Source organism: Pseudomonas sp. SID14000 (genome assembly GCF_002165135.1).
GTDB lineage: Bacteria > Pseudomonadota > Gammaproteobacteria > Pseudomonadales > Pseudomonadaceae > Aquipseudomonas.
In genome coordinates, this window is record NZ_NFZQ01000011.1 from 125,689 (window position 1) to 140,207 (window position 14,519).

Annotated in this window: 13 protein-coding genes; 5 read left to right on the plus strand and 8 right to left on the minus strand. The window is 63.0% G+C overall.

The annotated features are described in order from the left end of the window. From CAY82_RS17775 to CAY82_RS17785, 3 genes are read right to left on the minus strand one after another with little or no spacing between them, the layout of a single operon-like run. Positions 1-879 (minus strand): rhomboid family intramembrane serine protease, encoded by an 879-nt coding sequence (locus tag CAY82_RS17775; protein ID WP_087502404.1) that lies wholly within the window; start codon positions 877-879, stop codon positions 1-3. Further along, entirely contained in the window at positions 876-1,847 is a 972-nt protein-coding gene (locus CAY82_RS17780; RefSeq protein ID WP_087502405.1) for a metallophosphoesterase, read from the minus strand. The genes CAY82_RS17775 and CAY82_RS17780 overlap by 4 nt, the downstream gene beginning before the upstream one ends. Continuing rightward, positions 1,847-2,737, minus strand: coding sequence for an NAD(+) kinase (locus tag CAY82_RS17785; RefSeq protein WP_025338255.1), 891 nt, complete (start codon positions 2,735-2,737; stop codon positions 1,847-1,849). Before CAY82_RS17785 ends, CAY82_RS17780 begins: the two co-directional genes overlap by 1 nt. 88 nt (positions 2,738-2,825) lie before the next feature. Between CAY82_RS17785 and CAY82_RS17790 the strand changes: the two genes are divergently transcribed. Together CAY82_RS17790 and CAY82_RS17795 are read left to right on the plus strand one after the other, a co-directional pair. Then, a complete protein-coding gene (locus CAY82_RS17790; protein WP_087502406.1) occupies positions 2,826-3,758 on the plus strand; it encodes a DUF1853 family protein in 933 nt (310 codons plus the stop codon). 221 nt (positions 3,759-3,979) lie between these two features. Further along, a complete protein-coding gene (locus CAY82_RS17795) occupies positions 3,980-4,525 on the plus strand; it encodes a cytochrome b (protein ID WP_087502407.1) in 546 nt (181 codons plus the stop codon). Here the strand turns inward: CAY82_RS17795 and CAY82_RS17800 are convergent. From CAY82_RS17800 to CAY82_RS17810, 3 genes are all read right to left on the minus strand, one after another. Beyond that, the gene (locus tag CAY82_RS17800; RefSeq protein ID WP_087502408.1) at positions 4,516-5,409 is read right to left on the minus strand and encodes a 1-aminocyclopropane-1-carboxylate deaminase/D-cysteine desulfhydrase; all 894 of its coding nucleotides are present in this window, start codon (positions 5,407-5,409) and stop codon (positions 4,516-4,518) included. The two genes, CAY82_RS17795 and CAY82_RS17800, sit on opposite strands and share 10 nt — an antisense overlap. A gap of 51 nt (positions 5,410-5,460) precedes the next feature. Further along, the gene (locus CAY82_RS17805; protein ID WP_087502409.1) at positions 5,461-7,497 is read right to left on the minus strand and encodes an NADPH-dependent 2,4-dienoyl-CoA reductase; all 2,037 of its coding nucleotides are present in this window, start codon (positions 7,495-7,497) and stop codon (positions 5,461-5,463) included. Positions 7,498-7,701: 204 nt separating this feature from the next. Next, the gene (locus CAY82_RS17810; RefSeq protein WP_087502410.1) at positions 7,702-8,151 is read right to left on the minus strand and encodes a tautomerase family protein; all 450 of its coding nucleotides are present in this window, start codon (positions 8,149-8,151) and stop codon (positions 7,702-7,704) included. A 96-nt stretch (positions 8,152-8,247) separates the two neighbouring features. Here CAY82_RS17810 and CAY82_RS17815 point away from each other — a divergent pair, with 96 nt between their 5' ends. The 3 genes from CAY82_RS17815 to CAY82_RS17825 all read left to right on the plus strand — a co-directional run bounded on the left by CAY82_RS17815 (position 8,248) and on the right by CAY82_RS17825 (position 11,546). Then, positions 8,248-9,213, plus strand: coding sequence for a GlxA family transcriptional regulator (locus tag CAY82_RS17815; protein WP_087502411.1), 966 nt, complete (start codon positions 8,248-8,250; stop codon positions 9,211-9,213). A gap of 169 nt (positions 9,214-9,382) precedes the next feature. Beyond that, positions 9,383-10,501 carry a nitrilase-related carbon-nitrogen hydrolase gene (locus CAY82_RS17820; RefSeq protein ID WP_087502412.1) on the plus strand — a complete coding sequence of 373 codons (1,119 nt, stop codon included), beginning with the start codon at positions 9,383-9,385 and terminating at the stop codon, positions 10,499-10,501. Positions 10,502-10,505: 4 nt separating this feature from the next. Beyond that, entirely contained in the window at positions 10,506-11,546 is a 1,041-nt protein-coding gene (locus CAY82_RS17825; protein WP_087502413.1) for an AraC family transcriptional regulator, read from the plus strand. 296 nt (positions 11,547-11,842) lie between these two features. On the opposite strand, the gene CAY82_RS17830 is transcribed toward CAY82_RS17825, so the two are convergent. Beyond that, on the minus strand, positions 11,843-12,745 hold the full coding sequence (locus CAY82_RS17830; RefSeq protein WP_087502414.1) for a carbohydrate kinase: 903 nt from the start codon (positions 12,743-12,745) through the stop codon (positions 11,843-11,845). 92 nt (positions 12,746-12,837) lie between these two features. Then, on the minus strand, positions 12,838-14,400 hold the full coding sequence (locus tag CAY82_RS17835; RefSeq protein ID WP_087502415.1) for a carbohydrate porin: 1,563 nt from the start codon (positions 14,398-14,400) through the stop codon (positions 12,838-12,840). Between the last annotated feature and the right edge of the window lie 119 nt (positions 14,401-14,519).

Consider the following 14,519-nt stretch of genomic DNA (forward strand, 5'->3'; position numbering starts at 1 on the left):
TCAAGCCGACAGTTTACGCCGGGCCAGCGCCCCACCCAAGAGCCCGGTCAGGCATCCGATGAGCAGCCCGCCGACGTGGGCGGCGTTGGCGATCTGGCCAAGGCCCAGGGTGTCGATCACGCCGGTCAGGCACACCACCAGCCAGATCAGCATCATCACCAGCACGCCCTTGGGCAGGGTGAAGTAACGGTCGGGCGCCAGCCACTGGTACAGCCAGATATGCCCGAGCAGGCCGTACAGCACGCCGGACAGGCCACCGAACAGGCTCGGCCCGCTGGTGTAGTGCTGGGCCAGGTTGGACACCAGGCTGAACAGCAGGGTCAGGCCAAGCAGCGCCCACGGGCCCTGGCGCAGTTCGATGCGTTTGCCCAGTTCCCAGTACCACAGGCTGTTCATGGCCAGGTGCAGCACGCCGAAGTGCAGCAGCATGGGCGATACCAGGCGCCACCACTGGCCTTCGTCCAGGCTTTGCGCCAGCGGGCTGAAGTACAGGTAGTCGCCCTGGACACGGAAGTCGAGGAAGGTGAGCCAGCTGATGGTGGTGAAGTTGTCGCCCAGGCCCGTAAGGCCGGCGACGATGAAACACAACAGCAGGATTAGGGTGGTGACTTTGCAAGCGCGGGCCTGTTCCGCCAGGGAGGGCCCTTTCGCGGGCACACCCGCTCCCACAGGGGCGGCGGTGGCTGACAGATCGGCGTTGCCGTCGGGGTAGCGTTGGTAGAGTTCGCGGACGTCTGCAGCCAGGGTGTCGGGGGCCCAGAGGACTTGTACCTCGCCCTCCTCACTGACCCGGTGTGGCACCTGCAGACGCTGCAGCAGTTGCACGAAGCCGCTGAGGTCGACCGACAGCGGCAGGCGCATCACTTCGATAATGTTCATTGGTTGGCCTGTGGGCGGTCGACGTCAACCCAGACGAACTTGTGCGGGTCGATGCGGGTTTCATCATCCAGCCGGTAGGCGGCCAGTTTGCCGTAGAGCACGGCGCTGTAGTCCAGGCAGGCCAGGTTGGCGCGGATCGGCGCCGGGCGGCCGCTGCGCCAGTAATGGCCGACGAACAGCATGGGCTCGTCCTCGGCATAGCGTAGCAAGGCGTTCTTCTGGCTGTGGCTCAGTGGTGTACTGGCCACTTCCGCCGGCAGGGCGTCTGGCTGGAAGACGATGTCGCCGTAGGTTTGCGGGTCTTCTTCCCAGAACTTGGTCCGGAAAAACGCCCGGGTCAGGCCATCGCCGCCGGTCAGGGTCAGCCCATCCGGCAAGCGCATGTCGGTTCCGCGCAACAGCCGGTTGCACACATTGGCGGCGAAGCTGCCATTCACCGCCGACGCCTGGATGAAGTGCTCGTCGATGCACCCGTCAGGGTATTGCTGGCGCAGCGGCTCGATCAGCCGCTTGTCCCAGCAGGCGTGCACCAGGCGGAAGCGCCCGGCGTCGATGAACAGCGGCAACTGGTAGAACCAGTTGACGAAGTCATGCCAGTCGGCAGGATGGTGGGCGAACTGGGTCAGGGTTTCGTCAATCAGACGGGCATGCCGCGGCGTGTGCTCGCGTACATAGGCCTTGCCGCTGCCGGGCAGTGCCGGCGTCACCCAGCCCAGGGCGTTGTACTCGTGGTTGCCCATGATGCAGAACGCCTGCCCGGCCTCGACCATGTCGTGGACGATGTGCAGCGCCTCGCGAATGCGTGGCCCGCGGTCGACGATGTCGCCGAGGAACAGCGCCTGCCGCCACGGGTGGCGCCACATGCCGGCCACACGCTTGTAACCGAGGGCGTCGAGCAGGCGTTCAAGGGTCAGCGCACAACCGTGCACGTCACCGATGATGTCGAAACTTCGCGCCGGATCGAGCATCAGTCGTCCCTGCTTCCCAGGCGGCTGCCCCAGCCGAGCTTGGTGCGGCAGACCTCGTAGTAATTGTGGTCCAGCGGGTGGATCAGGCGCAGTTTCTGCGGTTTCTTGCTCACCGTGATGGTGTCGCCGGGGGCGCAGGTGAAGTGGTTCTGGCCGTCACAGGATACTTGCGGGTAGATCTGCAAGTCCTTGGACACCACGATCTTCAGCTCGCTGTTGCCGTCGACCACGATCGGTCGACCCGACAGGGTGTGCGGGTACATCGGCACGATGACGATGGCGTCGAGCTTGGGGTGCATGATCGGGCCGCCGGCCGACAGCGCGTAGGCAGTGGAGCCGGTGGGGGTGGCGACGATCAGGCCGTCGGCCTTCTGGCTGCAGACGAACTGGCCATCGATGTAGATCTCGAACTCGATCATGCGCGTGGACTTGCCGGGGTGCAGCACCACATCGTTCAGTGCATCACCTTGGCCAATGGCTTCGTTATGGCGACGTACCTCGGCCTGCAGCAGGAAGCGGTTTTCCACCAGGTAGTGGCCATCGAGCACTTCGGCGACCTTCTCTTCCAGCTCGTCGGGGCGGATGTCGGTGAGGAAGCCCAGGTTGCCACGGTTGATGCCCAGCACCGGAATGTTGTGCCGGGCCAGGGCGCGGGCGGCGCCCAGCAGGCTGCCGTCGCCGCCGACCACGATGACCAGGTCGCAGACCTCGCCCAGCAGCTTGCGGGTGGAGGTTTGCAGGCCATGGCCGGGCAGCACTTCGGCGATGGTGTCCTCGAGGATCACGTGCAGGTGGCGCTCGAGGAGGAATTTTTTCAGTCGGCGAATGGTGTCGAGCACCTGGGAGCTGCCAAGGCGGCCGATGATACCGATATTGCGAAATTGCTCCATGGGGCTCCTGCGAGGCTCTGCGGCGGGTGACTATGCCGCGATTATGGGCGAAACCACCGGGTAGCGGCAAACCGGCTATGCTCGCTGGATGATGCCATTCGCCCTGCTCCACGACCTGCCCCGGCAACTACGCCGCCCCAGCGTGCGCGACCTCGCCTGGGCCCTGCTGTCGCCCCCGTTGCTCAGCAACCCACCCTGCCCCCAGCGCCACCCGCTGGCGGGCAGCCTGTGGGCGGACCAGCCGCAGCGCCTGGCAGACTGGCTGCGGGCGCTGGATGACGATGACCGCCCATTGCGCGACTGGCTGGCGCAACTGGGCAGCCGGCGCCTGGGGCATTACTACGAACGCCTTTGGCAATTCGCCCTGAGCCAGGCGCCAGGCATCGAACTGCTGGCGGCCAACGTGGCGATTCGCGACAGCGGTCGCACCTTGGGCGAGCTGGACGTGGTGCTGCGCGACCGTGACGGCGTGCACCACCTGGAACTGGCCATCAAGCTGTACCTGGGCCCGGAGCACGCCGGGCAGGACCCCGCCGCCTGGCTGGGACCGGGCTGCCATGACCGGCTGGGCAGCAAGCTGGCGCACCTGGCGCGGCACCAGTTGCCCATGTCGGCCGGGGCGCACAGCCGCGAGGTGCTGACGCGGCTGGGGGTGGAGCGGGTTCAGGCCCATGTGTGGCTGGGTGGCTATCTGTTCTACCCATGGCCTGGGCAGGCGCAGCCACCACGGGGTGCCAACCCGCAGCATTTGCGCGGGCGCTGGGTGCGGCGGCGGGACTGGACCAAGGCTGAAGGCGAACGTTGGCAGCCGCTGCAGAGGCATGCCTGGCTGGCGCCGGCGCGGGTCGAGGCGCATGAGTGCTGGATGGTGGAGCAGTTTGCGGCGTGGCTACATGTGCTGGAGCGACAGGCGCCGGCGCAGTTGCTGGTGAGGTTGGAGCAAGAGGCTGACGGGGCGTGGCAGGAGGCCGAGCGGGTGTTTATGGTGGCTGATGATTGGCCGCATCTGCCCGATGTCTGATGTTGTCTGTGCTGGCCCCTTCGCGGGTAAACCCGCTCCCACAGGTACTGCACAGGTCTCTGACTCAGCGCTGTGCCTGTGTACGGGCAAGCCCGCGAAGAGGCCGGTGCAGACAACACAATTTTCACAGACCTGGCGCAAAGATTTGTTCCCCGTAGCCTTTAAAGTACTACCTGAGCGCCAGCAAGAGCGCCATTCCGACCTGATGACGAGGAACGATCATGGTTTCATCCACACCCGCGACCCATTACGCACGCCTGTCCATCGCCCTGCATTGGCTGATGCTGGTACTGCTGGCCGCTGTCTATGCCCTTATCGAACTGCGTGGCCTGTTCCCCAAGGACAGCGTCGAACGTAACCTGATGAAGGACCTGCACTTCATGCTCGGGCTCGCCGTGTTCGTGCTGGTCTGGCTGCGCCTGGCCATCCGCCTGAGCCGCCCGACTCCACCCATCGTGCCCAAACCTGCGGCCTGGCAGACCGGCTTCGCGCACCTGATGCACCTGGCGCTGTACCTGCTGATGATCATCCTGCCGGTGGCCGGTTGGCTGATCCTCAGCGCCGCCGACAAGCCGGTGCCGTTCTTCGGCCTGGAGCTGCCGCACCTGATCGGCCCGAACCCGGACCAGGCCAAGTTCATCAAAGGCTGGCATGAACGCATCGGCAGCTGGGGCTACTGGCTGATCGGCCTGCATGCGCTGGCCGGGCTGTATCACCACTATGTAAAACGCGACAACACGCTGCTGCGCATGCTGCCCTACAAGTAACCGCGCCGGCCCTGCAGGCCGCCGGTGTGCACGATGATCAGGCGGGTGCCGGGCGCGAACAGCCCGGCCTTGACCTGCTCACGCAGAGCCAGCAGGGCCTTGCCGGTGTACAGGGCTTCGAGCGGCACGCCGGTGTGCCGCTCGAAGTCGGCGATGAACGCCAGCAACTCAGCGTCGAATTTGCCGAAACCGCCACGGCAGGCGTCGTGTAGCTGGTAGCCGCGCGTACCCACCAGTTCCGTCACCGCTTGCGCTACCCCGTGATCACCGGGGACGGCCAATGCGCCATGTACCACATGCCCCCCCTCCTCGGCCAACACCAGGCCGGCCAAGGTAGTCCCTGTTCCGGCGGCCAGCCACCAGGCGTCGTAGTCGCCCCAGCCAAGTGCTGCGATTTGTGCCCGGGCCTGTTCCATGATCAGGGCACAGCCCTGCGCACCGGCCAGCCCGCCACCGCCTTCGGGGATACAGTGCCAGCCCGGATAGCGCGCCTGCCAGGGCTCCCAGAAACCTGGCTGGTTGCGCGCGCGGTAGCCGCCATAGCCCAGCCAGTGCAGTTCCATGCCCAGCGCCTCCAGGTCACGCACCGTTGGCGTGTCCTGGGCGTGGCCACGCAGCAGGCCGGCGGTGGCGAAGCCGAAGCGCTTGCCAGCGGCGGCCAGGGCGTGCAGGTGGTTGGAATGGTTGCCGCCGAGGCTGATCAGGCCCGGGGCATTACTGGCCGTGGCTTGCTGCAGGTGATGGCGCAGCTTGAACCATTTGTTGCCGCTGATCAGCGGATCGATCAGGTCCAGGCGCAGGATGGCGGCTTCGAGCCTGGTGTTTTGCAGCCAAGGCAGATTCAGGGGGTGTAGAGGGGCTTGGGGAAGGTCGAGTGCATGCATGAATCGCAGTTTACAGGGAAACCTTGGGGGCGCGTTGCGCCCCCTGCTATCTCAGAGCTCAGCCGCCAATCTCGAACCCTGGTTGATCGCCCGCTTGGCATCCAGCTCCGCCGCCACATCGGCCCCACCAATCAGGTGCACTGACTGCCCCGCCGCCACCAGCCCGTCCTGCAGCTCGCGCAGCGGCTCCTGCCCGGCACAGATAACCACGTTATCCACCGCCAGCACCTGCGGCTCGCCATCGGCCACGCGGATGTGCAGGCCGTCATCGTCGATGCCCAGGTACTCGACGCTGTTGAGCATCTGCACCCGCTTGTTTTTCAGCCCGGTACGGTGAATCCAGCCGGTGGTCTTGCCCAGACCATCACCCACCTTGGATTTCTTGCGCTGCAGCAGGTACACCTGCCGCGCCGGGGCATGCGGCTCGGCCTTGATCCCGGCCACGCCACCACGAGCTTGCAGATGGGTATCGATGCCCCACTCCTTCCAGAACGCCTCACGGTCCTGGCTGGTGGCCACGCCCTGATGCACCAGGTACTCGGAAACGTCGAAACCGATGCCACCCGCGCCAATCACCGCAACAGACTTGCCCACCGGCTTGCGCTCCAGCAGCACGTCCAGGTAGCTGAGCACCTTGGCATGCTCGACACCCGGGATGGCAGGCGTGCGCGGGGCGATGCCGGTGGCCAGGATGATCTCGTCATAGCCACCGTCCACCAGGGCCTGCACATTGACCCGGGTGTTCAGGCGCAGGTCCACGCCCGTGCTTTTGACCTTGTTGCGGAAGTAACGCAGGGTTTCATGGAACTCTTCCTTTCCCGGCACCCGCTTGGCCACGTTGAACTGCCCGCCAATTTCGCCGGCAGCATCGAACAGGGTCACTGCGTGGCCGCGCTCGGCCGCCACCGTGGCTGCCGCCAGGCCAGCCGGGCCTGCGCCGACCACGGCAATGCGCTTCACTGTGCGCACGGGCAGGTAGTTGAGCTCCGTCTCGTGGCAGGCGCGCGGGTTGACCAGGCAACTGGTCAGCTTGCCGCCAAAGGTATGGTCGAGGCAGGCCTGGTTGCAGCCGATGCAGGTGTTGATCTCATCGCCGCGGCCGGCGGCAGCCTTGTTGACGAAGTCCGGGTCGGCCAGGAACGGCCGGGCCATCGAGACCATGTCGGCATCGCCCTCGGCCAACACCACCTCGGCCACTTCCGGGGTGTTGATGCGGTTGGTGGTGATCAGTGGAATGTTCACCGCGCCACGCAGCTTGGCGGTGACCTTGCTGAACGCCGCGCGCGGCACCTTGGTGGCAATGGTCGGGATACGCGCTTCGTGCCAGCCGATGCCGGTGTTGATCAGGGTCGCGCCGGCTTTCTCGATTGCCTTGGCCAGCAGCTCAATTTCGTCCCAGGTGCTGCCGCCCTCGACCAGATCGAGCATCGACAGACGGAAGATGATGATGAAGTTCGGCCCTACCGCACCGCGCACCCGGCTGACGATCTCCACCGCCAGGCGCATGCGGTTTTCATAGCTGCCGCCCCAGCGGTCGGTACGGTGGTTGGTGTGGGCGGCGAGGAACTGGTTGATGAAGTATCCCTCCGAACCCATGATCTCGACGCCGTCATAACCGGCGCGCTGAGCCAGCGCCGCGCAATTGACGAAGTCGGCGATCTGCTTCTCGATACCCGCCTCGTCCAGTTCCTTGGGCTTGAACGGGTTGATCGGCGCCTGGATCGCGCTGGGCGCCACCTGACGCGGGCTATAGGCATAGCGCCCGGCATGCAGGATCTGCAGGCAGATCTTGCCACCGGCAGCGTGTACCGCCTTGGTGACGATGCGGTGCTTGTCGGCCTCTTCCTCGGTGCTGAGCTTGGCCGCCCCGGAATACACCCCACCCTCATCGTTGGGCGCGATGCCGCCGGTAACCATAAGGCCGACGCCACCGCGGGCGCGCTCGGCAAAGTACGCCGCCATGCGCTCGAAGCCGCCCGGGCGCTCTTCGAGGCCGGTGTGCATCGAGCCCATGAGAGTGCGGTTACGCAAGGTGGTGAAGCCCAGGTCCAGCGGGGCGAGCAGGTGCGGGTAGCGGTCGGTGGCCATGGAAAGGTCCCCAGGTGGCGTATTCACGGGACGCGGGTACCTCACCAGCCGGCGGGCCCCGTCGTTTGTCTGCCTGCGACATTAAACAGCCGTTTGAAGCGGCTCAATGATCGAAACTGACAAGTTATTGATCCTGGCGTACAGCGACACCACCCGAGGACTCACGAATCCTTGGCCCCGCAGGTTCCAGCTGGGCATGTTCGCCTAAGTGCGAGCGAGAAGATGCCGGTAACCGGCAGCACCAGTGAAATCGGCAAGATGCCAGAGACTCCCGTTCGCACCCCAAGTGCCATCGGCGATGTCGACCAGCTGTATCGAAGTCATCAGCATCCTCCCGTCATCCTTCCCGACGCATTGTTCGATGGCCTGGTGCAGGCCCAGTACGTAGTCCTTGCGCATCTGTTCATCGAGGACGCCGGCAGGCACCTTTACCATGACGATGCAGGGGATGGCGTGGGCGTGCATGTTCACCCCGCCACATAGCCAATCACTGCCCCGCACCTCCTCGATGAGCACCCAGCACAGGCTGCGCTGCGGCAGAGCGTCACCTATGTGCTCATGCGCGATTGCGGCCTCGCTGACGCGCTTCAACAGATGCTCGCGTTGCTGCTCGTTGAAAGCCCCGGTCGGTACCTTGATCAGGATATTGGGCATTGCTGATACCTTTGTGGTGAGTTGAAGCGCCATTAGGCCTGGCGCTCCCTTCATGCAAAAGTGTCGGATCCGTCCTCTTTCGAGCATAATCCGACAATGCACGATTTCACCATCCTGGTCGTACCTGGGGCATTCGCCGCAAGCGTAGCCTCCACCCTGGACATCCTCGCCACCGCAACAACCGTTAGCGAGCGACTCGGCCTGGCCGCACCACGCTGGCGGGTTTGCGGCCCCCAGCCGGGACCGGTAGCGCTGGGCCATGGCCTGCAACTGCATGTGCAACCGATCGAGCAAAGCACCGATGACCAGTCTTGCTGGGTCATACCGGGAATCGGCGTCAGTGACATCGACCTGCTCGAGAGCCGCCTCGCGGAACCATGGACAGCTCCCTTTCTCTGTGCACTGAGCGATCACATCGCCAACGGCAAGGAAATTGCCGCGTCATGCTCGGCCGTCTTTCTGTTGCATGCAGCCGGGCTGCTGGACGGCAGGAGGGTGACAACCTCCTGGTGGCTGGCACCGCACCTGCAGAAGCTCGCACCAGGCTGCCGTGTCGACCCTGACTTCATGGTGCTGGCCGATCATCCACTGACCACGGCAGGAGCTGCCTTCGCTCAAACCGACCTCATGCTGCACCTGCTACGCCGGCGCCTTTCGCCTGAAATCGCCGACGCGGTGGGCAGGGCGCTGCTGCTCGACCGCAGGCAACTGCAGTCGCCTTTCGTCATCCCTGCCGTACTGGTGCAAGGCAATGCACTGATCTCGCGCCTGATCGCAGATATCGAGAAGTCGCTGCCTGAACTTACGAGCGTCAAGACACTGGCCGCAAGCGTCGGCATGTCTGAGCGGACCCTGTCGCGTCATGTTCACAAGGCAACGGGGCACTCGACCCGTCAACTCATTCAGCGGGTGCAGTTGCACAAGGCCAGGGCGCTGCTCGAGTCTGGCGAATATTCGGTCGAAGCGGTCTCGGCGCGGGTCGGCTACCAGGACCCGACGGCTCTCCGGCGCTTGATGCGCCGCCTGCTGAACGCAACCCCGCGACAGTTGCGCCAGCGCTGACCGGGAACCGCAGCGGACGCTGCAGACCCGGATAGTGCTTTGGTATGATCAAAAAACGCGATTTTGCAAAAACAGTGCAACAAGGATTCCCAAGCTGATGAATACGGCCGCACTATGCCCCTGATTGTCTTCATGGCAACTTCATTTTTCTTCGAAAGCTGAAGGCTTCATGCGAAAAATCCTGGCAAGCGCCCTGGCGCTGGTGATGATCGCCGCCCTCTGCGGCTACGGTTTCTGGACCCAGCAGCGCCCGGAAGGCCACTACCTGTCCGACCTGCGCATCGAACTGGCGTTGAACCATGGCGTGCCGGGCGAGCACGGCAACCTGCTCGGCGTCGAACCGCTGCTCTACCCAGGCGATTACCAGAACCTTCAACGCCTGCACCGCAAGCTCGCAGCCTACCTGGAACAGGCCCGTACCCAGGGCCTGGTGGGCCCGCGCACGGTGGTGGTGCTGCCCGAGCACATTGGTACCTGGCTGTGGGCGCGCGGCGAAAAGAACGAGCTATACCAGGTCACGCAAAGCCGAGAAGCCCTGCAATGGCTGGAGCTGAGCAACCCGCTGCGCTATGGCCTGGCCATGCTCGGTGCCGACGGCGACGACCGACGCGCTGACGCGCACCTGCGCATGAAGGCCGAGCAGATGGCCGCAGATTACCAGCAGTTGTTCGGCGGCCTGGCCAAGGAGTTCAACGTCACTCTGGTGGCCGGCTCCATTGTGCTGCCCGCGCCCTATGTGAAACAGGGCGTACTGCATGCCGGCAGCGGCCCGCTGTTCAACAGCAGCATGGTGTTCGCCGGCGACGGCTCGCTGCTGGGCCAGCCACAGCGTCAACAATTCCCCGACAGCGAAATGCGCCGCTATGTCCACGATGGCCGCCAGCACCCACTGCAGGTATTGCAAACCCCTGCCGGGCGCCTGGGCGTGCTGGTGGGCAGTGACAGCTGGTACCCGGAAAACCACCAGCAACTGGCACAACAGGCGGTACAACTGATCGCCAACCCGGTATTCCTCAGCGGCAAGGGCAGCTGGCAAGCGCCCTGGCGCGGCAATCGCCACCAGGATGCCAGCGCCGGGCTGGCCTTGCAGCGCGGCGAAGTCAGCGAACAAGCCGCCTGGCAACGCCTGACCGAAGCCGCCGGGGCCGGCGTCAGCAGCATGAGCGTGTTCATGCGTGGGCAGTTCTGGGAACAGGGCAGCGACGGCCAGGGCTTTGCCCACCACGCGGGTGAATTGCTGGCGGGTACCCCCAGCCCTGGCGCCCGCCTGCTGAACCTGTGGCTGTAAGCCCATGACCCGCCCCCGCGTGCGCCTGGGCGACCTGTCGGTTGGCTTTGTCCAGCCGCTGACCGAAGCCCTGCGCGAACTGGGCCATGACCCCGAACCACTGCTGCGCCGCTATGGCCTGGATGCGGCGCGCCTGGGCGAAGCCGGCGCGCGCTTGTCGATCCCGCGCTACATGCACCTGGGTCACGCCGCCGTCGAACTGTGCGGCGAAGCCGCGCTGGGCCTGCACATGGGGCGCCTGAGCCGTCTGGCGCATGCCGGCCTGGCCGGGGTCACTGCGGCCCAGGCGCCCACCGTGGGCGACGCTGCGCGCACCCTGCTGCGCTTCGAGCCGCTGTATGCATCCAACTACCGTGGCCATTCCAGTTTCCACGAAGACGCCCAGGGCGCCTGGCTGCGCTTTTACTCCATCAGCCCCTACAATGCCTACAACCGCTTTGTCGTCGATTCACTGCTCGCTGGCTGGCTGGCCCAACTGGCCGACCTTGCCGGTACAACGGTGCAGGCCGAACGCCTGGAAATCGAATTTGCCGCCCCCGCCTACGCCGCGCATTACCAGCTGTTGTGCAGCGCACCCGTGCAATTTTCCGCCGAAAGCAATCAGCTGCGCCTGAGCCGCGCCACGCTGCAGTTGGCCAATCCCAGGCATTGCCCAAGCACCTGGCACCACCTGCTGCAGCTGTGCGAGGCGGAAATGCTGCAACGCACGCGGGTACGCAGCCTGGGTGAGCGCATCACCCACCTGCTGGGCCCATTGCTCAACGGCGGTCGTGAGCCGGATCTGGAAGAAGTGGCGCTGCACCTGCAACTTCCGACCTGGACCTTGCGCCGGAAGCTGGCCGAGGAAGGCACCCGTTTTCGCGACCTGCTCAGCGAAACACGGCGCGACCTGGCCGAGACCTACATCCGCGATACGGAACTGGCCTTTGGCGAGATTGCCTACCTGCTGGGGTTTGCTTCGGCCGAGGCCTTCCAGCGCGCATTCAAACGCTGGACGGGCCTTACACCGGGGGAGTTTCGCCGCAGCCAGCGGCGGGTAGGCTAGAGCTCGGTGGCGTCGTCAGCCGGTTCCGGGGTGTCCAGTTCATAAGCCTGGAATTCGAGAAGTTCTTCCTGGTACTCATCCATACCTGCGTCCTCTTTTTTCATGTTCTTTATCAGTGTCGCCTTCAACCTAAGCCGGTGGGATGAAGGAATGATGACAAGCTTATGATCCGGTGCGTAGCAACGGTTAGGAATGAACTTGCGCTTGATCACCCGGAGCGGGGGCTCGACCTTGGCGCGTGCCTGACCGGATCCATCTCGGTCAGGGACAATTCCTTGCAGAACTCTTCTTCAGAGTTACCTTAGCAGCTTCAGTAAACTTTCTACATCAGCGAGTGCAGGTGCATGGGCTCCGGCATAACGGCACGATATGGATGCGCAGGCCGCTGAAAATCGCAGGCGCTCCTTCAAGTCTGCGATCCCCAGCATCTGCGCAGCCAACCAACCCGCCATACAAGCGTCTCCTGCTCCCACCGTGTCTTCCACTTCCACGGCAATAGCTGGCTGTTCGAGTTGGCTGTCCGGCATGTGGAGAATCATTCCGTGCTCCCCTCGGGTGAAAAGGATCTGCGCCTGAGCATTCAGAGCTCGCAGCTCATCCATTGCCTGGCATTCGGTCAGCCCTGGATAAATATGCCGGAGGTCTTCGTCGGAAAGCTTGATCATGTCAGCAAGGGTGACCATCGTAATGAAGGTCTGCTCCCGGTAATGGCGATCCATTAACGTGCGCCAATTGGGATCATAGCTAATCCGTTTACCGGCCCCCTTGGCCTCCTGAGCGATTTTAACCAACCTGTCTGCGAGTGGTTGTCGAGCCAAACTGATGCAACTGAAGTGGCACAGCTCTGCTTGGTTGACCCATCCTTCGGGCATCTGATCTGGATCGAAAAAAAGATCGGCATCTCCCGCAAAAAAGTAACGTGGAGGACGGCTCGATAGAACAATGGCGACCAAAGGATCTCGATCTACCCGTTGGATGAAGTTCATATCCAGCCCTGCAGCTTGCGACTGCGAGACTATCTCGTCACCCGTTGAATCTTTGCTCACTGCCCCGGCAAAAGCGCTGCTAACCCCCAAGCGGCTCAGTGCTCGTGCAACGTTCCAAGGAGCCCCACCTGGGTAGCCCTTCCACTGTCCCGGGGTGCCTTGGACAAGGTCCGTCAGGGCTTCGCCAAATACTACTGCGCGAGGCAATACCATCGTCATTTCCTCAGTTTTTGCCGTAGGGATAACTGCAGGGTGAAAAGCCGGCTTCAATGGCTGAAGGCGTGGTGGCCGACGCGTTCAAAATATTAAAACCAGGTTTCCATCTGTATGCCGTATTGCCATACACCTCCGGCGTTGAAGTCCGTCTTGCCGAAGTTGTCTGTGGCGCTGTATCTGTCCAGATCCGAAGACCAGTTCATGAAACTTGCGAACACTCGCAATTCGGGACGTGTAAGAAGGTCTCCAACGTCAGGTTTGAATGTCGGGGCAACCGTGAATTTCCAGAAGTTGCCGTCAACCGCATTGCGTTGCATATAGCCCTGGGGATCGAGGTCCATGGTTTGCCAGCTCATTTCGTAGGCCATCTCGAAATTGCTGTTGATTTCATTGGCCAAGCGAACGTTCAGGGTCATCCAACGGTAGTCGTCACCCTTGACGTACCTGTCCTTGCTTTGTTCGGCCAGCAAGCTGGGACCGATGCGCCAGCCCGGTGCAATGGGCGTCTCGCCGTAAAGCGCCAGACGCAAAGCGCGGGCATCGTCGATCAGTTCGCCATCCGAACCGATGTTCTTGACCTCTGCCCCCAGACCTTGCCCATAGAGCAGTGCCGACTTGAAGAAGCCTTCCCTGCCGAGGAAGTTTTTCTGGTGATTGGCCAGCATGCTGTGCAAGCCTGAGTCCGCAGGCGTCAGGCCCGCTTCATTGCTGCGGATGCCAATGTCGTTTTTCTTTGAGCCAATGGCATTGAACATCCACTGCCACTGACCATTATCAAAGAACTGGTTAGAGGTCAGGATGTAGCTTTCCACATCGGCGTTGATACCGCCCTCACTGAAATCCCCATAGTTACGCCCGATCAAGGAATAATTCGAGCGCCAATTCTTGTTCATCTGAATATCGTAAATTCCCCCCCCGGTGCCGGCCAGATAGACGACATCCGAGTCCAGCCAGTGGATGTCGAAGTTATCCCTGTCGAATCGCTTGCCTGCCCACAGGGTGGCGTTCTCAAGCACTGAATTACCCTTGAATGCAGCGAGATGGTCGAGCTCTGTAAATACCTGACGCACGTTCAGGTTACTTTCATCGGCCGTCCAGTCGTTGGAGCTTTCCACTCCATCGGCAATGGAAACCGTGAATTTGGAACGGGTGCCGTTTTGCGCATAGGCTTCTTTCGAGAGGTCTATGCGCATGTAGGTGTCGTCTTCGTTACCGAGTCGCCCGACGGCCCCGCCAACCGAACCGGCAGGGGTTGTATAAGGGCCACCACGACCGCCGCCAAGTCCATCGTTGATCAGCAGTCCGGAACGGGCGTAGCCCTTGAAGCTGAAGCCGTCAGTGAAGTGTCCGCTGCTGCGCTGCTTCTCCATGCTTTGCTGACGGGCTTCCAGTGTTGCCAACCGGGCATCCAAAGTGGGCGCTGCAATCGCTGTTGAAGTAGACACAGGCTGCAACGTGGAAGTTGCAAGTTTGAGCTGCTGCAGTTCCCTGGCGAGTGCCTGGGTCTGCTGTTCGGCGGCGGCTGCACGCTTTTCCGCTGCACTGGCACGGGCTTCAAATGCTGCCATGCGTTCTTCCAGAGTCGCGGCCTCAGAGGTCGCCGCCGATGTGCCGAGCACACCTGCAAGTAGCCAGCTTGATGCTTTCTGCATGTGGATTCCTGTCTTGTTTTTATTGTTCGCTCCTGCGACCAGCCCTTTCTACGTGCGCTTCGAATTATCGCGTTCAACGAAAAAAAGGATGCCTCATCGCAAAGAGGCTGCTACATTCG

Coding starts and splice junctions, on each gene's coding strand:
- CAY82_RS17800 (WP_087502408.1), bottom strand. CDS start 5,409: ATGCATGCACTCGACCTTCCCCAAGCCCCTCTACACCCCCTGAATCTG.
- CAY82_RS17810 (WP_087502410.1), bottom strand. CDS start 8,151: ATGCCCAATATCCTGATCAAGGTACCGACCGGGGCTTTCAACGAGCAG.
- CAY82_RS17835 (WP_087502415.1), bottom strand. CDS start 14,400: ATGCAGAAAGCATCAAGCTGGCTACTTGCAGGTGTGCTCGGCACATCG.
- CAY82_RS17795 (WP_087502407.1), top strand. CDS start 3,980: ATGGTTTCATCCACACCCGCGACCCATTACGCACGCCTGTCCATCGCC.
- CAY82_RS17790 (WP_087502406.1), top strand. CDS start 2,826: ATGATGCCATTCGCCCTGCTCCACGACCTGCCCCGGCAACTACGCCGC.
- CAY82_RS17780 (WP_087502405.1), bottom strand. CDS start 1,847: ATGCTCGATCCGGCGCGAAGTTTCGACATCATCGGTGACGTGCACGGT.
- CAY82_RS17805 (WP_087502409.1), bottom strand. CDS start 7,497: ATGGCCACCGACCGCTACCCGCACCTGCTCGCCCCGCTGGACCTGGGC.
- CAY82_RS17830 (WP_087502414.1), bottom strand. CDS start 12,745: ATGGTATTGCCTCGCGCAGTAGTATTTGGCGAAGCCCTGACGGACCTT.
- CAY82_RS17820 (WP_087502412.1), top strand. CDS start 9,383: ATGCGAAAAATCCTGGCAAGCGCCCTGGCGCTGGTGATGATCGCCGCC.
- CAY82_RS17815 (WP_087502411.1), top strand. CDS start 8,248: ATGCACGATTTCACCATCCTGGTCGTACCTGGGGCATTCGCCGCAAGC.
- CAY82_RS17785 (WP_025338255.1), bottom strand. CDS start 2,737: ATGGAGCAATTTCGCAATATCGGTATCATCGGCCGCCTTGGCAGCTCC.
- CAY82_RS17825 (WP_087502413.1), top strand. CDS start 10,506: ATGACCCGCCCCCGCGTGCGCCTGGGCGACCTGTCGGTTGGCTTTGTC.
- CAY82_RS17775 (WP_087502404.1), bottom strand. CDS start 879: ATGAACATTATCGAAGTGATGCGCCTGCCGCTGTCGGTCGACCTCAGC.